Origin of the sequence: Lentzea kristufekii (assembly GCF_033949925.1) — a bacterium.
Taxonomy (GTDB): domain Bacteria; phylum Actinomycetota; class Actinomycetes; order Mycobacteriales; family Pseudonocardiaceae; genus Lentzea; species Lentzea kristufekii.
On record NZ_JAXAVV010000001.1, the window covers coordinates 1 to 22,509 of the forward strand.

General features: G+C 69.0%; 24 protein-coding genes. 7 read left to right on the forward strand and 17 right to left on the reverse strand.

The annotated features are described in order from the left end of the window. Positions 1-389: 389 nt before the first annotated feature. Entirely contained in the window at positions 390-1,664 is a 1,275-nt protein-coding gene (tyrS, locus tag SK571_RS00005) for a tyrosine--tRNA ligase (protein WP_319981945.1), read from the reverse strand. 112 nt (positions 1,665-1,776) lie between these two features. On the opposite strand from tyrS, the gene SK571_RS00010 reads away from it, so the two are divergent. Then, the gene (locus SK571_RS00010; protein WP_319981946.1) at positions 1,777-2,175 is read left to right on the forward strand and encodes a hypothetical protein; all 399 of its coding nucleotides are present in this window, start codon (positions 1,777-1,779) and stop codon (positions 2,173-2,175) included. On the opposite strand, the gene SK571_RS00015 is transcribed toward SK571_RS00010, so the two are convergent. Next, the gene (locus tag SK571_RS00015; protein ID WP_319981947.1) at positions 2,159-3,379 is read right to left on the reverse strand and encodes an SMI1/KNR4 family protein; all 1,221 of its coding nucleotides are present in this window, start codon (positions 3,377-3,379) and stop codon (positions 2,159-2,161) included. The genes SK571_RS00010 and SK571_RS00015 overlap by 17 nt on opposite strands. A gap of 42 nt (positions 3,380-3,421) precedes the next feature. On the opposite strand from SK571_RS00015, the gene SK571_RS00020 reads away from it, so the two are divergent. Continuing rightward, complete coding sequence (locus SK571_RS00020; RefSeq protein ID WP_319981948.1) at positions 3,422-4,465, forward strand: toll/interleukin-1 receptor domain-containing protein; 1,044 nt, start codon at positions 3,422-3,424, stop codon at positions 4,463-4,465. Here the strand turns inward: SK571_RS00020 and SK571_RS00025 are convergent. From SK571_RS00025 to argC, 9 genes are all read right to left on the reverse strand, one after another. After that, complete coding sequence (locus SK571_RS00025; RefSeq protein ID WP_319981949.1) at positions 4,457-5,059, reverse strand: DNA-3-methyladenine glycosylase; 603 nt, start codon at positions 5,057-5,059, stop codon at positions 4,457-4,459. The two genes, SK571_RS00020 and SK571_RS00025, sit on opposite strands and share 9 nt — an antisense overlap. Then, positions 5,049-6,440: an argininosuccinate lyase gene (gene argH, locus SK571_RS00030; RefSeq protein ID WP_266041858.1), complete on the reverse strand. Its 1,392-nt coding sequence runs from the start codon at positions 6,438-6,440 to the stop codon at positions 5,049-5,051. The genes SK571_RS00025 and argH overlap by 11 nt, the downstream gene beginning before the upstream one ends. Before the next feature lie 12 nt (positions 6,441-6,452). Continuing rightward, a complete protein-coding gene (locus tag SK571_RS46290; RefSeq protein ID WP_402904957.1) occupies positions 6,453-6,719 on the reverse strand; it encodes an argininosuccinate synthase in 267 nt (88 codons plus the stop codon). After that, on the reverse strand, positions 6,712-7,197 hold the full coding sequence (locus tag SK571_RS00040) for an arginine repressor (RefSeq protein WP_319981950.1): 486 nt from the start codon (positions 7,195-7,197) through the stop codon (positions 6,712-6,714). The genes SK571_RS46290 and SK571_RS00040 overlap by 8 nt, the downstream gene beginning before the upstream one ends. After that, entirely contained in the window at positions 7,194-8,126 is a 933-nt protein-coding gene (gene argF / locus SK571_RS00045) for an ornithine carbamoyltransferase (protein WP_319981951.1), read from the reverse strand. The genes SK571_RS00040 and argF overlap by 4 nt, the downstream gene beginning before the upstream one ends. After that, positions 8,123-9,280 carry an acetylornithine transaminase gene (locus tag SK571_RS00050; RefSeq protein ID WP_406601919.1) on the reverse strand — a complete coding sequence of 386 codons (1,158 nt, stop codon included), beginning with the start codon at positions 9,278-9,280 and terminating at the stop codon, positions 8,123-8,125. Before SK571_RS00050 ends, argF begins: the two co-directional genes overlap by 4 nt. 88 nt (positions 9,281-9,368) lie before the next feature. Further along, on the reverse strand, positions 9,369-10,241 hold the full coding sequence (gene argB, locus SK571_RS00055; RefSeq protein WP_319981952.1) for an acetylglutamate kinase: 873 nt from the start codon (positions 10,239-10,241) through the stop codon (positions 9,369-9,371). Then, on the reverse strand, positions 10,238-11,410 hold the full coding sequence (gene argJ, locus SK571_RS00060) for a bifunctional glutamate N-acetyltransferase/amino-acid acetyltransferase ArgJ (protein WP_319981953.1): 1,173 nt from the start codon (positions 11,408-11,410) through the stop codon (positions 10,238-10,240). Before argJ ends, argB begins: the two co-directional genes overlap by 4 nt. Further along, positions 11,407-12,435, reverse strand: coding sequence for an N-acetyl-gamma-glutamyl-phosphate reductase (gene argC, locus SK571_RS00065; protein ID WP_319981954.1), 1,029 nt, complete (start codon positions 12,433-12,435; stop codon positions 11,407-11,409). Before argC ends, argJ begins: the two co-directional genes overlap by 4 nt. A gap of 117 nt (positions 12,436-12,552) precedes the next feature. Between argC and SK571_RS00070 the strand changes: the two genes are divergently transcribed. Genes SK571_RS00070 through SK571_RS00080 form a run of 3 tightly spaced genes read left to right on the forward strand, consistent with a single transcriptional unit; the run spans position 12,553 to position 16,170 of the window. Further along, entirely contained in the window at positions 12,553-14,049 is a 1,497-nt protein-coding gene (locus SK571_RS00070) for a sensor histidine kinase (protein WP_319981955.1), read from the forward strand. Further along, a complete protein-coding gene (locus SK571_RS00075) occupies positions 14,046-15,518 on the forward strand; it encodes a sensor histidine kinase (protein ID WP_319981956.1) in 1,473 nt (490 codons plus the stop codon). The genes SK571_RS00070 and SK571_RS00075 overlap by 4 nt, the downstream gene beginning before the upstream one ends. Positions 15,519-15,528: 10 nt before the next feature. Further along, positions 15,529-16,170 (forward strand): response regulator transcription factor, encoded by a 642-nt coding sequence (locus SK571_RS00080; protein WP_319981957.1) that lies wholly within the window; start codon positions 15,529-15,531, stop codon positions 16,168-16,170. Here the strand turns inward: SK571_RS00080 and sthA are convergent, their stop codons facing one another. Continuing rightward, entirely contained in the window at positions 16,171-17,586 is a 1,416-nt protein-coding gene (gene sthA / locus SK571_RS00085; RefSeq protein WP_319981958.1) for a Si-specific NAD(P)(+) transhydrogenase, read from the reverse strand. An 83-nt stretch (positions 17,587-17,669) separates the two neighbouring features. Between sthA and SK571_RS00090 the strand changes: the two genes are divergently transcribed. Beyond that, complete coding sequence (locus SK571_RS00090; RefSeq protein ID WP_319981959.1) at positions 17,670-18,710, forward strand: 2-oxoglutarate and iron-dependent oxygenase domain-containing protein; 1,041 nt, start codon at positions 17,670-17,672, stop codon at positions 18,708-18,710. Here the strand turns inward: SK571_RS00090 and SK571_RS00095 are convergent. Further along, positions 18,676-19,677, reverse strand: coding sequence for a hypothetical protein (locus SK571_RS00095; RefSeq protein WP_319981960.1), 1,002 nt, complete (start codon positions 19,675-19,677; stop codon positions 18,676-18,678). The genes SK571_RS00090 and SK571_RS00095 overlap by 35 nt on opposite strands. A 146-nt stretch (positions 19,678-19,823) precedes the next feature. On the opposite strand from SK571_RS00095, the gene SK571_RS00100 reads away from it, so the two are divergent. Continuing rightward, on the forward strand, positions 19,824-20,492 hold the full coding sequence (locus SK571_RS00100) for a DNA alkylation repair protein (protein ID WP_319981961.1): 669 nt from the start codon (positions 19,824-19,826) through the stop codon (positions 20,490-20,492). A 36-nt stretch (positions 20,493-20,528) separates the two neighbouring features. On the opposite strand, the gene SK571_RS00105 is transcribed toward SK571_RS00100, so the two are convergent. The 4 genes from SK571_RS00105 to SK571_RS00120 all read right to left on the reverse strand — a co-directional run bounded on the left by SK571_RS00105 (position 20,529) and on the right by SK571_RS00120 (position 22,507). Beyond that, the gene (locus SK571_RS00105) at positions 20,529-21,026 is read right to left on the reverse strand and encodes a hypothetical protein (protein WP_319981962.1); all 498 of its coding nucleotides are present in this window, start codon (positions 21,024-21,026) and stop codon (positions 20,529-20,531) included. Positions 21,027-21,309: 283 nt separating this feature from the next. After that, entirely contained in the window at positions 21,310-21,660 is a 351-nt protein-coding gene (locus tag SK571_RS00110) for a hypothetical protein (RefSeq protein ID WP_319981963.1), read from the reverse strand. Next, positions 21,657-22,121 (reverse strand): hypothetical protein, encoded by a 465-nt coding sequence (locus SK571_RS00115; RefSeq protein ID WP_319981964.1) that lies wholly within the window; start codon positions 22,119-22,121, stop codon positions 21,657-21,659. Before SK571_RS00115 ends, SK571_RS00110 begins: the two co-directional genes overlap by 4 nt. Beyond that, positions 22,118-22,507 (reverse strand): hypothetical protein, encoded by a 390-nt coding sequence (locus SK571_RS00120; RefSeq protein ID WP_319981965.1) that lies wholly within the window; start codon positions 22,505-22,507, stop codon positions 22,118-22,120. The genes SK571_RS00115 and SK571_RS00120 overlap by 4 nt, the downstream gene beginning before the upstream one ends. Positions 22,508-22,509 lie beyond the last annotated feature (2 nt).

Below are 22,509 nucleotides of genomic sequence, written 5' to 3' on the forward strand. Positions count from 1 at the left end.
GTACTTAAGCTTTGTGGTTGAAACTTCCGACGCCCTTGGCCTCTGAGCTCAGACGAGCTACCGGCTGGGTCTTCGTCGTTTCTAGATCACCCACTCTACCACAGTCTGTGGAAGCTTGGTTCGTGATCTGTGTCGCGCTCCGTTCCGGTGTTCCCGGCCCGTTCCTCGCTGACATGGAGAAAGTTACACGCACGCCAACGCAGGGTCAAATCGGGGGCACCACGGCCGCCCGCAGTTAGAAACCGCAGGTCAGCAGCCCCGTACAGGACCCATGAACAAGCTATCCCAGGCTCGATCCCCGCACACTGTGACCGCGATCACAGTCAGAAACATCGAAGGCCGCCGGTCCCGAGTGGGACCAGCGGCCTTCTACGACCAGAACGTGCAGGTCAGAGCTCTGCCTCGACGCCCGCGTTGTTCCGCTTGCCGCGGCGGAGCACCAGCCACTTGCCGTGGAGCAGGTCCGACGGCGCCGGCTTCCACTCCTCGTCGGTCACCTTCGCGTTGTTCACGTAGGCACCGCCCTCGTTGACCGTCCGCCGCGCGGCACCCCGGCTCTCGGCCAGGCCCGACGCGATCAGCAGGTCGACGATCGTGGGTTCGTCCGCCAGCCGCACGCGGCCCTTGGGCGCCTCGGCCAGCGCCGCCTCCAGCACGGACGCGTCGAGGTCACGCAGCTCGCCCCGGCCGAACAGCGCCGACGACGCGAGGATGACCTGCTGCGTCGCGCGCTCCCCGTGCACCAGGTCGGTGAACTCCTGCGCGAGACGCTTCTGCGCGGCCCGCTGGTGCGGCGCCTCCGCGGTCTGCTTCTCCAGCTCGTCGAGTTCCTCACGCGTGAGGAAGGTGAACAGGCGGAGGTAGTTCAGCACCGTGACGTCGTCGACGTTCACGAAGTACTGGTACCAGGCGAACGGCGACGTCAGCTCCGGGTCGAGCCACACGCTGCCGCCACCGGTGGACTTGCCGAACTTGCGGCCCTCGGCATCGGTGACCAGCGGCGCGGTCAGGGCGTGCACGTGCTTGCCCTCGACCCGGCGGATGAGGTCGACACCGCCGACGATGTTGCCCCACTGGTCCGAGCCGCCGACCTGCAGCGCGGTGCCGTACTTGCGGTGCAGCTCCAGGTAGTCGTTCGACTGCAGCAGCAGGTAGCTGAACTCGGTGTACGACATGCCGTCGCCCTCGAGACGCCGCTTCACGGTCTCCCTGGACAGCATGACGTTGATCGAGAAGTGCTTGCCGACGTCGCGCAGGAACTCCAGCGCGCTGACCTGGCCGGTCCAGTTGAGGTTGTTCTCGACGATCGCGCCCGTGGGCGAGTCGTCGAAGTCCACGAACCGCTCCAGCTGACCGCGGATGCGATCGGCCCACTCGGCGACGGTGTCCAGCGAGTTCAGCGTGCGCTCACCGGTGTCGCGCGGGTCGCCGATCATGCCCGTGGCGCCACCCGCCATCACGATCGGCCGGTGCCCCGCCCGCTGGAAGCGCCTGAGCATGAGCAGCGGGACCATGTTGCCCGCGTGCAGAGACGGCGCCGTCGGGTCGAAACCGCAATAGAGCGTGAGCGGGCCGGCGTCCAGGTCCTTCCGGAGTGCGTCGAGGTCGGTGGACGTCGCGATCAGGCCGCGCCAGGACAGTTCGTCAAGGATGTGCTCGCTCACGGCTGTCATTGTCGCCTACCTGGTCCAACGGGTTTCGACCTGGTAGGCGGACGGGTATGCGGAGGCCATGACGGACCCACGTGATTCGGAGTTACGCCGGCCTACCGAGCGCATGCCGCGCGTGAACGAACCGGTGGTCGAGGAGCACGTCGTCGAGCGCGACGACGAATACCGCCGGGTACGGACGGTGCGAACCGTCTGTGCGGTCATTGACATCGTGTGCTGGACGTTCGCCATCGTGCTGTTGGTGCACATCTTCCTGGTGATCGCCGGTGCGAACGTCAGCAACGGGTTCTTCCAGTTCGTCGCGGGGTGGGCTGACGGCATCACCCTCGGCCTGGACGGTCTCTTCACGCCGGAGAACGCGTCCGTGGCGACCCTGCTCAACGAGGGCCTGGCCGCGCTGCTGTGGCTGATCATCGGCGGTCTGCTGACCACGCTGATCACCCGCGTCGCGTTGCCGGTCGGACATCGCCGCGCCTGGTACCGCAGGACTACGGCCGTCCGCTGACGACGCGGCGCGGCAACTCCACGCCAAGGCTCCCGGCCCAGTCGAGAGCCTTGGCGAGCGAGCGTTCGCCGACGAGTGTGGCGGCGGCGGGGCGCACGGTGCACCGCCGCCACTGCTCGGCGTTCAGCGTCAGGTGATCGACCTGCGGCAACGACTCGACGTCGACGTCCGCGCGGGACACGTCGAGGACGCGCAGCATCGGCAACTCGGGCAGTTCGACGCGCGCACCATCGACCTTGAGGCGGGTCAGCCGCTGGAACGCGGGCACGGTGACGTCTGTCGCGGTGATTTCGAGGTGTTCCAGCGGCAGATGGGCCAGGCCGTCGATCCGCAGACGCCCTCCGCTGAGATGCAGGCTCCGCAGGTCTTCCAGGCTCGCGAGTGAGGTCAGGTCCGCGTCGCCCAGCTCGTGCAGACCGAGTTCCTCCTCAGGCTGGTCATGGCGTTCGGGCGAACGGTGCCACTCCGTCACGGACTCGGCGAGAAACTGCAGTGGACAGCAGGTCAGGGCAGGCTCGATCAGCTGGCCGACGCGACCACGCGGGCCGGGGGCCAGGTCGACGCACAGGGTGGCGCCGGACGGATACCGCACGATCGGCACCCACAGCGGGTGCCGGCCGACGAGTCGCACCGCGTCCCTGGGCCCGGCGTACGGGACGAGTTCCGCCCAGTCGTGCGGGTTGCGCGTGAGCCGCCCCTCGAAGTCGAGCAGCTCACGCCGGACGGACAGGATCTCGTCGGCGGGCAACAGGATGTGGTCTCCGAACTCGGTGACACCGCTGCGGTACAGCTCGTGCACCTCGGCCGGCAACGGCACGCCGAGCTCGGCTTCGACGGCCGCCAACGGGCCGGTCGACGTCACTTCGGTCCGCTCGTACGGCGGGATCACGTGACGCGGCCGCGGTTCGAACACGACGGTGTAGGTCGGCGGCAGGTGACCGGTGAGCTGGTGGAGGCCGTCGGTGAGCAGAGCGGTGAACGCACCGTCCGGCTCCACTCGCATCTCGACGACCACGTTGCCATCACCGCCGAGCGCGACCAACGACTTGAGATGGCGCACGCGCGCGTGATCGTCTGACGGCCCGGACGTGACCCTGTGGTTCGTGTACCCGCTGTCGCACGTGGCGCGCAGCGTCAGGTAGTCCCACCCCGGCTTGGCTTTGGCGACGAGTTCCGCGGCCACTCCGGCCAGCAGCTTCTCCACGGTGTCCCCCCAGGACGTCGAACGGGCCCGTACCTTAGCCCGGTGGCCGAGTACGAGTTCGACGTCGCCCCTTCGTTCGCCGAGCAGGACCGCGCCCAGGTCGAGCCGGTCGTCCGGCGCTTGGAGGAGCTCGGCGTCAGGGTCTACTACGACGAGGACCAGGTCGTCGCTCGGTGGGGTCTCGACCTGGTCGAGCACATCGCGGAGACGCTGACGCACAAGGTGCGCTACGTGCTGATGTTCGCTTCGCAGCACTACGTCTCGCATAAGTGGGCACGGCTCGAACGCAAGACCGCGCAGGCGAGGGCGTTGGAGCAGCAGAACGACTACGTGCTGCCGATCAAGCTCGACGACACCGAGGTGCCAGGTCTCCTGTCCAGCACCGGGTTCCTGGACATGCGCAGGCACAGTCCGAACGTGATCGCGGACGCCGTGGCGCAGAAGCTCGCACAACACCGTGCGTCATTCACGGCTTCGACCCCGATCACCCCCAAGTCGGTGGCCGCGCTGGTCAGGGAGAAGCCACGGGGCTGGGAATACCTCCTCTACGCAACCGTTGTGGCGCAAGGCCTTGCCGATCTCCAGCAGAAGTACCGCGAGCACTTCCTCCGCTACTCGCCGCGCAACGGCATCGTCGAGCACGGCAACGGCATCGACCTGATCCGCGACCGCAACGTGCTGCTGGGCGAGATCATCAAGGTCGCCGTGGAGTCCGTCTTCACCGCCGGCACCCAGGAGGCCGCGTTCGGCAGGTCCGGCGAGGCGGGCGACGCGGACCGGATCGTGCACCTCGGCGAGCTGTTCGTGCGCACGTTCGACGAGATCCTCGACTGGGCGCGGGGAATCCACGGGACCAGCTACGCGCACGAGCCCGCCCGTGCCGCCGCTCGGGTGCAGGCGCGGTTCGCGGACCGGCAGCTCGAGGCGATGCACGCGGTGGCGCGGGATCTGCGCGAGGTGGCGGACACGCTGGTCGAACGGTTGACCGCCGGGGAGCGGATCGACATGACGGTGCCGCTGGTGTTCGAGGTGGAGCCGTCGTTGGAGCGGGAGTTCAAAGCGGCGCTGGACAAGCTCTCACGCTGACGAGCGGCGCTTGCCGCCTCTCTTGTACGTCGACACGGCCGGTGAGTCGATCCAGAACCGCCAAGGCACGTCCATCGCCACGGCAACACCAACGCGCGGACCCGCGTGCACCGTCGTCGCCGGTTCACCCGCGTACAACCGCACGGGCGAGTCGGCAGAGGTCAGGTCGACACCGTTCTGAGAACGGTCCAGCCCGAGGACCTTGCACAACCGTGCGGGCCCTTTGCCCAGTTCGGCCGCGGAACGCGAAGCAGGGCGGCGAGAGAAGGCGATGTCCTCGCCCGAAACGACCTCGGCCGCGCGCAACAACACCGCGCCCGGTACGCCGTCGGTCAGGGTCACGACGTTCGCGCAGAAGTGCATCCCGTAGACGAAGTAGACGTACAGGAAGCCGGCCGGGCCGAACATCACCTCGTTGCGAGGGGTCTTGCCGCGGTAGCAGTGGGACGCCGGGTCGTCGCCTCCCCGGTACGCCTCCACCTCGACGATGCGCACGCGCACGCCGCTGGCTTCGAGATGGGAACCGAGGAGGAGCCGGGACGCATCGACCGGGTCGATGGCCAGCTCCTCCCTGGTCAGGAGCCTAGAACTCACGTGCGGAAGCAGCCTTCGCCACGAGTGCGTCGAGCTGTTCGCGGACGCGTGCGGGTGCCGTGCCGCCGTGGGCGTCGCGCGACGCGATCGAGCCCTCGACGGTGAGAACCGAGCGGACCTCGGGGGTCAGGGCGGGTGAGATGGCGCGGAACTCGTCGTCGGTCAGGTCCTCCAGGCCGACGCCGCGGGTCTCGGCCGCGCGGACGCACGCGCCGGCTGCCTCGTGGGCCACGCGGAACGGGACGCCTTGGCGCACAAGCCATTCCGCGATGTCCGTGGCCAGTGTGAAGCCGGCCGGAGCCAAGGACGCCATGCGGTCGACGTCGAACTTCAACGTCGCCACCATGCCCGCGAAGGCCGGGAGCAGCAGTTCGAGCTGCTCGACCGAGTCGAACAGGGGCTCCTTGTCCTCCTGCAGGTCGCGGTTGTAGGCCAGGGGCTGGGCCTTCAGGGTGGCCAGGAGGCCCGCCAGGTTGCCGATCAGGCGGCCCGACTTGCCGCGCGCGAGTTCGGCCACGTCCGGGTTCTTCTTCTGCGGCATGATCGAGCTGCCGGTGGACCAGGCGTCGTCGAGCACCGCGAAGCGGAACTCGGCGGTGGTCCAGATGATGATCTCCTCGGCCACGCGGGAGAGGTTCACGCTGATCATGGCCAGCACGAAGGCGATCTCGGCGGCGAAGTCGCGGGAGGCGGTGCCGTCGATCGAGTTCTCGACCGGGGCGTAGAAGCCCAGGTCGGCGGCCACCTTGGCGGGGTCCAGGCCCAGCGAGGAACCGGCCAGCGCGCCCGAGCCGTACGGGGAGAACCCGGCGCGCTTGTCCCAGTCGTGCAGGCGGTCGACGTCGCGCAGCAACGCGTGGGCGTGCGCCAGCAGGTGGTGCGAGAGCAGCACGGGCTGGGCGGACTGCAGGTGCGTGCGGCCCGGCATGACGGCACCGAAGTGCGTCTCGGACTGCGCGGCCAGGGCGTCGACGACGTCCAGCACACCGGCGGCGACGCGGCGGGCGGCGTCGCGCAGCCACATGCGGAACAGCGTGGCGACCTGGTCGTTGCGGGAACGGCCGGCGCGCAGCTTGCCGCCGAGCTCGGTGCCGGCGCGGTCGATCAGGCCCCGCTCCAGCGCCGTGTGGACGTCCTCGTCCTCCAGCACCGGGGTGAACGCGCCGGACTCGACGTCGGCGAGCAGCTCGTCCAACGCCTTCTGCATGCCGGAGAGCTCCTCGTCCGACAGCAGACCCGCGGCGTGCAGCACACGGGCGTGCGCGCGCGAGCCCGCGATGTCGTACGGCGCGAGCCGCCAGTCGAAATGCGTCGACAGCGACAGCCGCGCCATCGCCTCGGCCGGTCCCGACTCGAACCGGCCACCCCACAAAGAACTCATTGCACGCAACTCTCAGCTAGCGAAGTCGTAGAGCGATTCTTCCGAACGGGCCACCAGCCCGACGACGCGCCCCTGGTACAGCGCGACGTCGACCTCGCCGGAACCCGACGGCAAAGCCATCCGCGCGACCCGCACGGCGACCGAGCCCAGGCTGGACCTGACGACGCCGGCGCGGAAGTTGAGCTCGCGGACGGCCTCGGCGACGGAGACGGTCTCGCCGTCCACCGCCACCGGGACACCCGCGTCGAACGTCAGAACGGCGTGCACGGGCTCATTCATCGACGGAACCCGAGGCCAGCGCGGTGATCCGGTCGGCGAGCTCGGATCCGGTCATCGGCTCGCGGGCCACGACCAGGATCGTGTCGTCACCCGCGATGGTGCCGACGACCTCGTGCAACGCCGCGCGGTCCAGCGCGGAGGCCAGGAACTGCGCGGCACCGGGCGGAGTCCGCAGCACCGCGAGGTTGCCGGAGTAGTCCGTCGACACCAGCAGCTCGCCCAGCACGCGGACCAGGCGCGTCGTGCCGCCCTGGACACCGCGCACGGGACTGCCGTCCTCCGGGATCACGTAGACCGGCGCACCGCCGTCAGGGCCGCGCAGCTTGACCGCGCCGAGCTCGTCGAGGTCGCGCGACAACGTGGCCTGCGTGACGTCGATGCCTTCCGCCGCGAGCAGTTTCGCGAGCTCGGACTGGCTGCGCACGGCACGCTGCGACACCACCTCGACGATGCGGCCCTGGCGGGCGGTGCGGGTCATGACGACTGCTCCAGCAACCACACGAGCAACGCCTTCTGCGCGTGCAGCCGGTTCTCCGCCTCCTGCCAGACCAGCGACTGCGGGCCGTCGAGCACCTCGTCGGTGATCTCCCAGCCGCGGTGCGCGGGCAGGCAGTGCAGCACCGTCGAGTCGGGCTTGCCCGTCGCCTCCAGCAACGAGGCGTTCACCTGGTACGGGCGGAACGGGCCGACGCGGTCCTTGCCGTCGTTCTCCTGCCCCATCGACGTCCAGGTGTCGGTGACCAGCACGTCCGACCCGTCGACCGACTCGCGCGGGTCGCTGATCAACGCCACCGAGCCACCGGTCTCGGCGGCCCGCTTCTTGGCGTCCTCCAAGAACTGCGGGTTCGGCACGAAGCCGGCGGGCGCGCCGATCCGGACGTGCATACCGGCCGTGGCACCACCGAGCAGCAGCGAATGCGCCATGTTGTTGGCGCCGTCGCCCAGGTACGTCAGCGTCAGACCGGCCAGCCTGCCGTAACGGCGGCGGATCGTCTGCAGGTCCGCGAGCACCTGGCACGGGTGGAACTCGTCGGTCAGCGCGTTCACCACGGGAATGCGCGACACGGAGGCCATCGCCTCCATGCGGGCCTGGGCGAACGTCCGCCACACCACGGCGTCCACGTACCCGGACAGGATCCGCGAGGTGTCCTCGATCGTCTCCTCGCGGCCCAGCTGCATCGACCGGCCGTCGATGATCACCGGGTTGCCGCCGAGCTGCGCGATGCCGACCTCGAACGACAGCCGGGTGCGCGTGGAGTTCTTCTCGAAGATCACGGCGACGGACTTGGGACCTGCCAGCGGCTTCGCGGTGAACCGGTCCGCCTTGTAGGTGTCCGCCAGGTCGAGGACGGCGGCCTGCTCCGCGGTGGACAGGTCGTCGTCGCGCAGGAAGTGTCTCGGGCTCACGGCGTCTCCTCGAAGAACGTGGGGAGCGCGGCGACGAAGGCCTGCGCGTCGGACTCCTCCAGCACGAGCGGCGGGGCGAGCCGCAGCACGTCGGGCTGGATCGGGTTGATCAGGTAACCGGCCTTCTGCGCGGCCGCCGCGGCCTTCGCCGAGACCGCCTCGCGCAGCGTGATGCCGAGCAGCAGGCCGGCTCCCCGAACACCGGAGATCGCGGGGTGGTGCAACGCCTCCACCCCCGCGGCGATCTCCTTGCCCACGGACGAGGCGTGCTCCAGCAGGCCTTCCGAGGCGATCGTGTCGAGCACCGCGAGCCCGGCTGCGCAGCACACCGGGTTGCCGCCGTACGTCGTGCCGTGGTGACCCGGCTTGAACAGCTCCGCCGCCGCGCCGAAGCCGATCGTGGCTCCCAGCGGCAGGCCGCCGCCGATGCCCTTGGCGAGCGTCATGACGTCCGGCACGATCCCGGCCTGCTGGAACGCGAACCACGTGCCGGTGCGGCCGATGCCGGTCTGCACCTCGTCGAGGATGAACAGCGCGCCGTGCTCGGCGGTGATCCGGCGGGCCTCCTGCAGGTAGCCGGCGGGCGGCACCATGACGCCCTGCTCGCCCTGGATCGGCTCGACGATGAACGCCGCGGTGTCGTCGTCGATCGCGGCCTCAAGTGCTGCCACGTCACCGAACGGGATGTGCGAGACACCGGGCACGAGGGGTGCGAACGGCGCGCGCTTGGGCTCCTGGCCGGTGAGCGTCAGCGCGCCCATCGTGCGGCCGTGGAACCCGCCGATCGTGGAGACGATCTTGGTGCGGCCGGTGAGGCGGGCCATCTTGAGCGCCGCCTCGTTGGCCTCGGCGCCGGAGTTGCAGAAGAAGACCTTGCCGGGTTCGCCCGCGAGGTCCAGCAGGCGTTCGGCGAGCTTCAGCGCGGGCTCGTTGACGTACAGGTTGCCGGTGTGGCCGAGCTTCGCGATCTGCGTGGACACCGCCTCGACGATCGCCGGGTGCGCGTGGCCGAGGGCGTTGACGGCGAGGCCGGTCAGCAGGTCGACGTAACGGTTCCCGTCCGCGTCCCAGACGTGTGCGCCCTCACCTCGCTCCAGAACCAGCTGAGGTGTGCCGTAGTTGTCCATCATGGACTGTTGCCACCGCGTGGTCACTTGTCCCCCAAACTGTGTTCGTTGGCCGCTGCTCCGCAGGCGGCGGCGAGTTCGCCGGGAAGTCGGCCGTCCGACGCGAACTCGCGGGTCATCGGGTGTCGCCCAAGACCATCGTGCCCACACCCTCAGTGGTGAAGACTTCGAGCAGAACGCTGTGGGCCAGCCTGCCGTCGATCACGTGCGCCTGCGGAACACCGCCGCGCACCGCGCGCAGGCAGGCCTCCATCTTCGGCACCATGCCGCTTTCCAGGTCCGGCAGGATCTTCTCCAGCTCGGAGGCCCGGATCTGGTTCAGCAGCGACGACCTGTCGGGCCAGTTCGCGTACAGACCTTCGACATCGGTCAGCACGACCAGCTTCTCGGCGCCGAGAGCGACCGCGAGAGCGCCTGCTGCCGTGTCCGCGTTCACGTTGTGCGGCACGCCGTGGATGTCCGGCGCGACCGACGACACGACCGGGATGCGGCCCGCGCGCACGATGTCGAGCACCGCGTCCGGGTTGACCTCGGTGATGTCGCCGACGAGACCGATGTCGACCTCTTCGCCGTCCACGACCGCACCCCGGCGCGTGGCCGTGAACAGGTGCGCGTCCTCGCCGGAGATGCCTACGGCGTAAGGACCGTGCTGGTTGATCAGGCCGACGAGCTCACGCCCGACCTGCCCGACCAGGACCATCCGCACGACGTCCATGGCCTCCGGCGTCGTGACGCGCAGGCCGCCGCGGAACTCGCTGTGGATGCCGAGCCTGTCCAACATGGACTTGATCTGCGGGCCACCGCCGTGCACGACGACCGGGCGCAGGCCGCACAGCCGCAGGAACACCATGTCCTCGGCGAACGCCTTCTTCAGCTCGTCGTCGACCATGGCGTTGCCGCCGTACTTGACGACCACGAGCGCGCCGCGGAAACGTTCCAGCCACGGCAGTGCCTCTACGAGGACTGCCGCCTTCTCTTGTGCGTTCATGAGGAGTAAGCGCTGTTCTCTTCGACGTAGTCGTGGGACAGGTCAGTGGTGAGCACCGTGGCTTCGGCCTCGCCGACGTTGAGGTCGATGACGATCTCGATGTCGCGGCCGGACAGGTCGGCCTCGCTGCGGTCGCGGTCGCGGGTTCCGTTGCGGTACAGGGACACGCCGTTGATCAGGATCTGCAGCACGTCCGGGTCGATCTCGGCGTCCGCGCGGCCGAGCGCCATCGCGATGCGGCCCCAGTTCGGGTCGCTGCCGAACAGCGCCGTCTTCACCAGGTTGTCCTCGGCGACGGTTCGTCCGATGTGGACGGCCTCGGCCTCGGTGGCGGCCTGCTTGACGGTGATGCTGATTTCCTTCGTCACGCCCTCGGCGTCACCCTGGAGCTGCTTGACCAGGTCACCCGCGACCTCGGTCAGCAACGCGGTGAAGTCCTCGAACGAGGGCTCGACACCCGAGGCGCCCGAGGCCAGCACCAGCACCGTGTCGTTGGTGGACGTGCCGCCGTCGACGTCGAGCCGGTCGAACGTGCGGCCCGTGGCCAGGCGCAGCGCCTTGTCCAGCGAGTCGCCGGAGATCTTGGCGTCGGTCGTGATGACCGACAGCATCGTGGCCATGTTCGGGGCGAGCATGCCCGCGCCCTTCACGAACCCGCCGACCGACCAGCCCTGCTCGGAGGCCTTCCACGACTGCTTGGGGCGGCTGTCCGTGGTCATGACGCCGGTGGCGGCGTTGAGCCCGGCCTCCACCGTGGAGTCCAGCTCCTTCGCGACGTTCTCGACGCCGGTCAGGACCTTGTCCATCGGGAGGCGCTCGCCGATCAGGCCGGTGGAGCAGACCGCGACGTCGACGGCACCGGTGCCGAGCACCTCGGCGACCTTCTCCGCGGTGGCGTGGGTGTCCTGGAAGCCTTCGGGACCGGTGCACGCGTTGGCGCCGCCGGAGTTGAGCACGACCGCGGTCAGCCGCCGGGACTGGATCACCTGCTGCGACCACAGCACCGGCGCGGCCTTCACCTTGTTCGTGGTGAACACACCCGCGGCGGCGTCGGAGGGCCCGTCGTTCACGACGAGCGTCAGGTCGAGAGCGCCGGATTCCTTGATTCCGGCGGCGATCCCGGCGGCCCGGAAGCCCTGGGGTCCGGTGACGCCCTTGTTGCGGTTCACGGAGCGACTCCAACGGTCGAGAGGCCGGTCGTTTCCGGCAGTCCGAGAGCGAGGTTCATGCACTGGACGGCGGCACCCGCGGTGCCCTTCGCCAGGTTGTCGACGGCGGCCACGACCACGAGCCGGCCCAGGTCGGCGTCGACGGTGACTTGCAGCTGGACGGCGTTCGAACCGAGAACGGCGTTCGTCGTCGGCCAGAGACCTTCGGGCAGGAGGTGCACGAACGGCTCGTCCGCGTACGCCTTCTCGTAGGCCTCGCGAACGTTTGCGCCATCTTGTGAGGTGACTGTTTTGAGCTGCGCGGAACAGGTGGCGAGAATGCCCCGGGACATCGGCGCGAGCACCGGCGTGAAGCTGACCTTGATCGGCCGGCCCGCCGCCGCGCTCAGGTTCTGGGTGATCTCGGGCGTGTGCCGGTGGGCGCCGCCGACGCCGTACGCGCTGGCCGACCCCATGACCTCGGAACCGAGCAGGTTCGTCTTCAACGACTTGCCGGCGCCGCTGGTGCCCGACACGGCGACGATGACGACCTCGTCCTCGATGAGGTCGACGGCCGGCGCCAGGGCCAGTGAGGACACCGTCGGGTAGCAGCCGGGAACGGCGACGCGGCGTGCGCCGACGAGCGCGTCCCGCCCGTTGGGAAGTTCGGGAAGCCCGTACGGCCAGGTGCCCGCGTGCTCACCGCCGTACCACCGCTTCCAGTCGTCGGCGCTGGTCAGCCGGTGGTCGGCGCCGCAGTCGATCACGACCGTGTCGTCGCCGAGTTGCTCGGCCAGCGCGGCTGAGTGACCGTGGGGAAGTGCGAGGAACACCACGTCGTGGCCCTTGAGGGTGTCGACTGTGGTGTCTTGTAGTTCTCGGTCTGCGAGCGGCAGGAGGTGCGGCTGGTGCTTGAGCAGCTTGTCGCCGGCACTGCTGTTGGCCGTCAGCGCGCCGATCTCGATGTCCGGATGGCCGAGTAGCAGGCGGAGCAGCTCGCCACCCGCGTACCCGCTGGCGCCCGCGACCGCGATCCTCACTGTCATACGCATGATTATGCACTGACATGCAAACTCACTCAACAGGAGCATGGCCACCTGGCCACCCGATCGGAGCCACCTGGCGCTGTGGGGCGCCGAACGCGGTCGACGATGATGATCGGCGTGAACGTGAAGGTGCGCGACGGGTTGTGGGCGGCAGGTGCCCTCCTGTTGGCGTTGGTGACGCTGTTCGCGCCGCTCGGCAGGCCCGTGCACTGGTGGCTGGTCGTCGCGTCCGCGGTGTGGGCGGCGGCACTCGTGCCGATCAGCGCTCGCTGGCCGCGGTGGGCGATCGTGCTCACCGCTCCCCTCAACGGGGTCAACAACCTGCTCGCCCTCGCCCCGACGTCGCTGGTGGTCTTCCGCTCGGCGCGGTCGATCCGTTCGCAGGGTCAGCTGTGGGCGCTGGTGGGCGTCACGGTGGTGCTGCAGGCGGCGTTCGGCGGCCTGCACTCGTGGCGGGCGGACGACAGCCTCGTCGAATACCTGCTCGGCACGCTGTTCTCGGTCGTGTTCCTGCTGATCTTCCCCGCTGTGTCCGGTGCGCTGATCGGGCGGCGCAAGCCGTTGACGCAGGTGCTGATGGAGCGCAACGACTACTTGGAACACGCGCGCGCGTTGACGGCGAGCACCGCTCGTTCGGCCACGCGCGCCCACATCGCCAGCGAGATGCACGACATGCTCAGCCATCGGCTCCGGCAGCTGACCACGCACGCGGACGCGCTGGAGCAGTCCGCCGCCGAGCACGCGCCGGAGCTGCGCGAGCAGGTCGAACTGATCCGCAAGACGTCCGCGGTCGCGATGGAGGAACTGCGCGAGATCCTCGGCGTGCTGGGCACCTCCTCCGAACACGACGAGGACGCCGGCACGCGCGCGGACGTCCAACGACTCGTGGCGGCGTCTTCCGCGGCGGGCCTTTCCGTGCACCTCGACTGGTCAGGCGCTGATCTGGCCGATGCCGACGCACGCCTGCGCAGGGCAGTGCATCGGGTCGTGCGTGAAGCACTCACGAACGTGCACAAGCACGCCCCATCAGCCCGGACTCGGGTGGCTGTGACCGTCGCCGACCGGGTGCGGGTGGAGGTCGTCAACGGTCCCAGCGCGGCACCCCGGGGCGCCGGTACCCGGCGCGGACTCATCGGCCTGGAGGAACGCGTCGAGCTGATCGGCGGGTCGTTCCTCGCCGGTGTACCGGCGGGCGGCGGGTTCCGGGTGCTGGCCGACCTGCCGTCGCACCCCGTCGTGCAGGAGGAGACGGGTGGCGCGAGCGCGGTGGTGGAGGCGCCACCGCCGATCACCGCCGAGGTCCTGACGATGCCGCGCGTGGTCGGCAGCGGCTGCCTCGCCACGCTCTCGCTGGTTCCGGCGCTCGGCACGGCGTTCGTGCTGCTCCTGGTCGCGGTCTTCAGTCGCAGCGAGATCAGCCAGGAGGAGTTCGAGAAGTTCCAGATGTCGGTCACGAACGAGGGGGAGGTCACCGAGACGTTCGGGTTCGGCGTCCCTTCAGACCACGCGGGGTGCTACCGCTACCACGTCGACGGCTCGGACGACCGCGACTTCGAGGTCTGCTTCGACCGGGACAGCGGGCTCATGACCGCGAAGAGGGAGCTCGCCCGATGAGGTACGTCTGGACGCTGCTCGCGTTCCTGGTCGGCCTGGTGCCGCTGATCGCCCCGCTGGCACCGGTCCCCCATCCCGCGCTGACGGTCGCGACCGCGGTGTGGATCGCCGCGCTGGTGTGGATCGCGCCGGACAGGCCCGAGTGGGCGCTGCTGCTCACCGCGCCGCTCTTCGCGGTGAACAACCTGTGGGCACAGGCCATCACGACGTTCGTGGTCTTCGCCGCGTGCCGCCGCCTCCCGCGCCTGGGCCGGTTGTGGGCGGTGCTCGGGATCATGACGCTGCTGCAGACCGCGTTCAGCCAGTTCCAGGAGAGCTACCGGAGCATGCCGCTCTGGGAGGCCGTGACCGGCGCGATCGTCGGTTCGGTGTTCTTCGTGCTGTTCCCGGCCGTCTCGGGCATGCTGCTCGGCCGCCGCAGGCCGATGGTCCGGCTGCTGCAGGAACGCAACGAGTACCTCGAACGCGCCCGCGCCCTGACCGCCGCGTCCGCCCGCGCCGACGAACGCGCGCACATCGCCGGCGAGATGCACGACATGCTCGGCCACCGGCTCAGCCTCATCTCCATCCACGCCGGGGCACTCGAGCTCACGACCGCCCGCAAGGCTCCCCAGCTGCACGAGCAGGCCGAACTGATCCGCACCACGTCGTCGCTCGCGATGGCCGAACTGCGCGAGATCCTCGGCGTGCTGCGGACGAACCCCGAGCCCGAGTCGCTCGACGAGGACACCGGCACCCGTTCCGACATCGCCGCGCTGGTCGAGGGTTCCGGGCTCAGCGCGACGCTCGACTGGTCCGGTGACGACCTGCACGGTGCCGACCAGCGCACCCGCCGCGCGGTGCACCGGGTGGTCCGCGAGGCCCTGACCAACGTCGCCAAGCACGCGCCGTCCGCCCGCACGCGGGTGCAGGTCGCGGTCCAGGGGGGCCGCGCCCGCATCCAGGTGGTGAACGGCCCGTCGCCGGCGACTCCCGGCAAGGGCACCCGGCGCGGCCTGATCGGACTGGAGGAACGCGTCGGGCTGCTCGGCGGGTCGTTCAGCGCGGGCCCGCCGGTCGAGGGTGGTTTCCGGGTGGCGGCGGACGTGCCGCTGAACCCACCGGCGCAGGCGGACCTGACCGCCGCCGAGGTCGAGGAGGTGCCTCCGCCGCTCGCCGCCGAGGTGCTGACCGTGCCGCGCGTGCTGGGCGGTGGCTGCCTCGGGTTGCTGACGCTGCTGCCGGTCGCGGGCGCGCTGGTCGTGTTGCTGCTCTTCGCGTTGCTCAACCCGACGCAGATGAACGCGCCGTACTTCGACTCGTTGCGGGTGGGCGTCACGGCCGAAGGGGACGTGTACGAGGAGTTCGGCCTCGGGCAGCTCGGCGTGGACGGGTGCTCGCGGTTCCGGGCGTCGCACAACGCCGACCTCTCCTACAAGCTGTGCTTCCGCGACGGCAAGTTGTCCTCGAAGGAGCAGGAGCGCACGTAGGCTGGCCCGCGTGATCCGAGTTCTCATCGCCGACGACGAAACGCTCATGCGGGCCGGCATCCGGCTGATCCTGGAGAACGACCCCGAGATCACCGTGGTCGCCGAGGCCGGTGACGGCAGGCAGGCCGTCGAGCTGACCCTGAGGCACACGATCGACGTCGCGTTGCTCGACATCCGCATGCCGGGTGGTGACGGGCTCAAGGCCGCCGAGCAGATCGCGGCCAGGGCCAACGTCGTCATGCTCACGACGTTCGGCGAGGACTCCTACGTGGCGCAGGCGCTGAAGGTCGGCGCGACCGGGTTCCTGCTCAAGGACACCCCGCCGCAGGAGCTGATCAACGCCGTCCGCAAGGCCGCGCGGGGCGAACCGATCCTGGCCCCGCAGATCACCAGGCGCCTGATCGAGAAGCACCTCGTCGCACCGGACGACGGCCCGGAGGCGCGCCGCAAGATCGACGCGCTCACCGAGACCGAACGGGGTGTGCTGAAGCTCGTGGGTGAAGGGCTGTCCAACACCGAGATCGGCGAGCAGCTCTTCATGGCGACCGGCACGGTGAAGGCGCACATCAGCCGGATCCTGCCCAAGCTGGAGTGTTCCAACCGCGTGCAGGCCGCCATCGTGGCCCACGAGGCCGGCCTCACCCGGTCGTGATCACCGGGTCGTGAAGCGGTCCAGCGCGCGGATCTTGTTCGTGGCGTCCAGCGCCGCGACCTTGTAGGCCTCGGACAGCGTCGGGTAGTTGAAGACCGTGTTGACCAGGTAGTCGACCGTGCCGCCGCAGCCCATCACGGCCTGGCCGATGTGCACGAGGTCCGTGGCGCCGGTGCCGAAGACGTGCACACCGAGAATCTTCCGGTCCACAGTGGACACCAGCAGCTTCAGCATGCCGTACGCGTCGCCGACGATCTGGCCGCGCGCGAGCTCGCGGTACCGGGAGATGCCGACCTCGTACGGCACCGCGGACGACGTCAGCTCGGCCTCGGTGGCACCGCAGTAGGAGATCTCGGGGATCGTGTAGATGCCGATCGGCTGCAGCGAGGTCAGTTCGTGCACCGGCTCGCCGAACGCGTGGTACGCGGCCAGCCGGCCCTGGTCCATCGACGTCGCGGCCAGCGCCGGGAAGCCGATCACGTCGCCGACGGCGTAGATGTGCTCGACCGGCGTGCGGTAGTGCTCGTCGACGGACAGGCGGCCGCGGTTGTCGGCCTCGATGCCGGCGGCGGCGAGGTTCAGCTTGTCGGTGGTGCCCTGACGGCCCGCCGAGTACATGACGGCGGCGGCCGGGATGCGCTTGCCCGACGCCAGCGTGGTGATGGTGCCGCCCTGGGACACCTCGACGTTCACGACCTTCTCGCCGAAGCGGAAGGTGACGGCCTGGTCGCGCAGGTGGAACTTCAGCGACTCGACGATCTCGGGGTCGCAGAAGTCCAGCATCCGCTCGCGCTGCTCCACGACCGTCACGCGCGTGCCCAGGGCGGCGAACATCGAGGCGTACTCGATGCCGATCACGCCCGCGCCGACGACCACGAGCGACGCCGGGATCTCCTGCAGCGCGAAGACCTCGTCGGAGTCGAGGATCCGCTCCTCGTCGAAGTCCACCACGGAGGGACGGGCCGGTGTCGTGCCGGTCGCGATGACGACGTACTCGCCGGAGATCGTGGTGTGGTCGCCGCGGTGGCTGCCGTCGACGGCGACGGTGTGCTCGTCGACGAAGCGGCCCCAGCCGTTGAGGAGGTCGATGCCGTTGCGGTGCAGTTGCGCGCGCACGACCTGGACCTCGCGGCCGATCACGTGCTGCGTGCGGGCCATCAGGTCGGTGATCGTGATGTCCTGCTTGACGCGGTAGCTGGCGCCGTACAGCTCGCGCTGGCTCATGCCCGTCAGGAACATGACGGCTTCCCGCAGCGTCTTCGACGGGATGGTGCCCGTGTTCGCGCAGACACCGCCGACCATCTCCTGCTTGTCGATGATCGCAACGCGCTTGCCCAGTTTCGCACCCGCGATCGCCGCCTTCTGGCCGCCAGGCCCAGAGCCGATGACGATCAGGTCGTAGTCGTACGACGTCATGGTCGTCAGACTACTTCGACGGCTGCGATTCCACCCCGGAACGGATTTTGAACCTTGCGATGAATTGTGACGTGCGTAGGTCCATGACTGGACTACGCACCTTCCGTCTTCCCGCGACCGTCACCGGTTCGGACGACGACATCGAGCTCGGCCGCCGGCTGATCGCAGCCTGGCAAACCGACGGGATCCTGCAGATCGCGACCGACGCGACGCAGGACCGGACGACAGCGGACGCAATGGCCGCCAGCAGACGGTTCTTCCACGGATTGACGCTCGAAGAGAAGCTACGGCTCGTGAGCGACCTGACCTACTCCGGTTACATCGCTTCCGGAGAAGAGGTCACCGACGGCATCGCGGACTACTCGGAGATCTTCACGGTCTGCAAGGACGTTCCGCTCGACGACGCGCGCGTGACCGGCAAATGGCCGTGCCACGGACCGGTTCCGTGGCCGGACGAGAGCTACCGCGACGCCATGCGGGAGTTCATGACGATGCTCGGCAGTGCTGGCGAACGCGTCCTGCGACTGACCGCTCTGGGCTTCGGGCTTCCCGCCGACACGTTCACGAAACTCACCGCGGACGGCTGGCACCACATGCGAGTGCTGCGCTTCCCGGCGAAGTCCGAGACCACCGACCGCGGCATCGGCGCCCACACCGACTACGGGATGCTCGTGCTGGCCGCGCAGGACGATGTCGGCGGCCTCTACGTCCGTCCCCCGATCGAGGGCGAGGACCGGCCGCGCAACTGGCTCGCGGACGAGTCCGCGGCGGGCTGCTTCCAGGACGCCCACGGCTGGAACCTCGTCGCCCCGGTCGAACACGTCTTCACCGTGTTCCCCGGTGACGTCCTGCAGTTCATCACCGGCGGCAAACTGCTGTCCACACCGCACAAAGTGCTGCTCAACACCCGCGAGCGGTTCACGATGGCGTACTTCCACGAGCCGAGCTTCGAGGCCGTCGTGCGTCCGCTGGACTGCCCGGACGGCGACGCCCTCCACTACGGCACGCACTTCACCTCGATGTTCATGCGCTGCTACCCCGACCGCGTCACCACGCGCCGAATCATCGAGGAGGACCGGCTGACCGTGCTCAGCGAACTCCGGTCCGGGACTCTCCACTCCTGAACGGCAGCAGATCCAGCAGGCGGCCGGTGGCCCGGTAGTCCGCGACCCGCTCGGCGAACGGCCGCTGCACGATCCTGTGCACGGCGTCCTTGCCGAGCCGCTCGTAGGCGGGCACCGTGTCGTTGCTCAGGAAGTCCCAGCGCGCCACCCGGTCCGCGTAGTTGAACGCGGGCAGCGGACCGCCGAACAACGGCCGGTACTGCGCGGGCGTCTTCCCGCCGGGAACGGGCATCGGCCCGGCGACCGTGATCGCGTACGTGACCATCTCGCCGGGCGGCAGCAACCGGGACCGCATCCGGTCGAACTGGTCGGCGATCACCAGGTTCTGCTCGCGCGACGAGAACTCCATGACGGCCTGCGCCGGATCCGCCCACGCCGCCGTGGTGTCCGCGTCGATGATGCCCGCGTCGCGCAACTCCTCCACGGCCTTCATGCCACCGTGCAGATAGGCGGCGTGCATCGCGCCTAAGTCCATGAAGATGTGCTTCTGCATCGACATCAGCATCGACGAGAACCAGCGCAGTTCCGGGACCGTGCCGAGGTCGAGCATCCCGGCGGCGAACGCTGGGGCGCCGATGTTCGCGAAACCCATCCACCGCAACGTGTCCGGGTGCGTCAGGTAGAGCTTCGCGTAGAAGTCGTAGACGGCGAAGATCACCGCGCGGTTCGAGGCGGCGGAACGCTGCGGGTCCCACTCGGACAGGTTGACGCCCGCGTCCTCGGCGGCGCGCACGATCCAGTACTGCCACAGCAACGCCCTGAACCTCGCCGGCGCGATGCCCTTGGCCCGGTACGCGGTCAGCGCCTGCTCGATCGCGGCACGATCGGACGGCAGATCGGGGTGCACTCCACCCCGCTGTTCGCCGTTTCCGTTCACCAGCGGCAGATCGAGATAATCCACCGTGTCCGCTTTGGTGGCACCCATGCTGCCGAGCACGAGCGCCGCCACGACCATGAGCACGCGCATGAACGCGAACTGTATCCGGATCAAGCACCCTTTCCGTTCACTTGAGCACCCGGTCAAGTGATGTTTTGCGCGTTCGTTAGCACTTCCGGTACCGATGGGGCCATAAATCTCAACAGGGCTACTCCTTATGCCTATAACGTTTGGGAGTGACTCTTGAGGTTTCCTTGATCGAGGCGGTTCGAGCGGGACTCGAGGAGCGCGCGGATCCGGTGAAGGCACTGGAGATGCAGGCGTACATGAAGTCCGGCATGCCGTTCCTGGGTGTGCAGAAACCGGGACGGGTCGCACTGCTGAAGTCACTGCCCCGGTTGCACGACCGGGACGAGTGGCTCGACGCGATCCGGGCGTTGTGGCGCGAGGCGACCTATCGCGAGGAGCGCTACATCGCGTTGTCACTGAGCGGTGATCGCCGATTCCAGTCCGTCGATCTGCTGCCGTGGTTCGACGAGATGATCGTGACCGGCGCGTGGTGGGACTACGTCGACGAGATCGCGTCGAAACGGATCGGGCCGTTGCTGCGTTCGACGCCTGACGTCGTGCGGCCGTTGATGCTGAAGTGGTCGGTCGACGCCGACAGGTGGCGCCGCCGGACGTCGGTGATCTGCCAGCTCGGGTTCAAGGGCGCGACCGACGTGGACCTGCTGACGGCGTGCGTCGACGCCAACGTGGACGATCCCGACTTCTTCCTGCGCAAGGGGATCGGCTGGGCGCTGCGGGAGTTCGCGAAGACCGAGCCGGGGTGGGTGCGCTCGTTCGTCGAGGCGCGGCCGGGGCTGTCGCCGTTGTCACGGCGCGAGGCGTTGAAACACCTCTAGCGCGTGGACGTGGTTGCCGGGCAGCCGAGCGGCTGACTAGCCGTGTTTCGCGCGACCCGAGTAGGTGAGCGGGAAGACGAGCTCGGCGCACGCTGCCGGGACGTCGGCGGCGACCTCGACCTTCATGGCGACCTCGACCGCACCTCCCGCGGGGATCTCCACGATGTCGGTGAGCGGCACGACCGACAGCACACCGGACGGGCAGCCCTCGACGCGCTGCTGGGTGCCGTCGAGCGGCTGGCCGGGCACGGCCGACAGGCTCTCGACGATGATGACGACGGGGTTGGGGTTGGACAGCCGCACCTTGCGCTCGCCCACGGCACCCGGCGTGAGCTCCACGGGAGCGCCGGAGATGTCGTTGATCTCGAATGGCTTGAGCTGCTGCATGCCCGACTCGCCGCTGCTCACGGAATACGCCATCGCGGGCGACTGCGGCTCAGGCCACGTGAGGTGCATGGCCGCCACGACCGCCGCGCCGACCATGAGGATCGTCAAGGACACGGCGATCTCAAGGCGCGGACCCAGACTACGCATGGCGCAACTCTCCAGAGTTGTTGCTCCCAGGCGGTGGGTTCGCCTCTAGCTCCCCACCGGACCGGCGACCATACTCGCCCGGTGGTTCATCGCTTCGCCCCTCGGCCCTAGCGGGCCGCGCCGCCAATCTTGGAGAAGCTTCACGTACTGCGCAAGCGTCTGACGGGCGCCGATTTCCCCTTGTAATGAGGGACTTTTGGCACCTTGACAGCTACGCAGGGCTACCACCTGCTGATTTGATCCCAAATCCCGACTTGCGGGACTCAGCCGATCGAGCGAACTTTCATGGGCAATTTATCTGCGTGTGACTCGTGGACCAGCTGCCGACCGTGGCTCGAACCTGTACGCGGTCGATTGCGAGGGGCACGTTGTAGGTAAGAGCGGCAGTGGAGAACTCCTTGTTGAAGGGTCCGCCGCCGCCCTGTTGCCACAATACTGTGTACATAGTGGCGCCCGGCACCGCGTCCCACTTCACGACGGTCGGGTTGCCCTTCACGCACGACGTGATCACCAGCGCCTGCACGGTGCCCGCCCTGGCCTGCGCCGTCCCCGCCTTCGACGTCTGCCAGGCCGCTGAGGCGGGCTGCGCCGCGAGCAGGCACAGCACCGCCGCCGCGATCACCGGGCGCTTCATGCCCCGGTCCCGCTCGCGATCGTCACGACGACAGGCACGTCGATCGACGCGCCCTGGCAGGAGTTCGGCGCGTTCAGGGCCATCGACACGCTGAACGTGATGGCCACCGGAGCGCTGTTCGCGACCAGCTGCGTGCCGGGGAAACGCTCGGCGAACGAGACGCCGCACGTACCGGCACCGTTCGGCGCGATCGAGGTGACCGTCACCGGGTACGGGTTGGGGTTCGACACGGTGACGACCGCGTTGCCCGAGGTGCCGGGGTAGAGCACACCGGTGGTGACCGCGCCGCCGGTCACCACCGGAGCCAGTGCGGTGCCCGCCTGGGTGGTGGCACTGCCGGTACCAGAGCTCGTCCAGGCCGCGTAGGCGACGCCGGAACCGAGTGCGGCCGTCGCGACCGCGAAGACGATGACGCCTCGGCGGACGTACCGCCGACGGACGAGTTCCCTGAAGCTGATCATGGCTTGATGGCCGTTCCCGAGTAGGTGAGGGGGAAGGTGAGGTTCTTGCAGGCGTCCGGTGCCGACGAAGCCATCCGGACGGTCAGCGGCACGTCGGCGTACTTGTTCCTGGCGATCACGACCGGTGCCGCCAGCGGTGCGACGGTCACGATGTTCGCGGGGCAGTCCGGGGACGGGCGCCCGACCGAGGTGTCCAGCCGGGTGACCTTGATGTCCTGGTTGTTGGGATTGGTGACCCGCACCCCGCGGATCACCGTCCCACCGGGGACCAACCCCGTCGCCGCGCCGGCGTCCGCGATCGTGAACGCCTTGCCGGGGCTGTCCGCCGCGCTGCTGACCGGGGAGAGGACCAGCAGCGCGGCGAGCACGATCAGGGCGCGGCGCACGG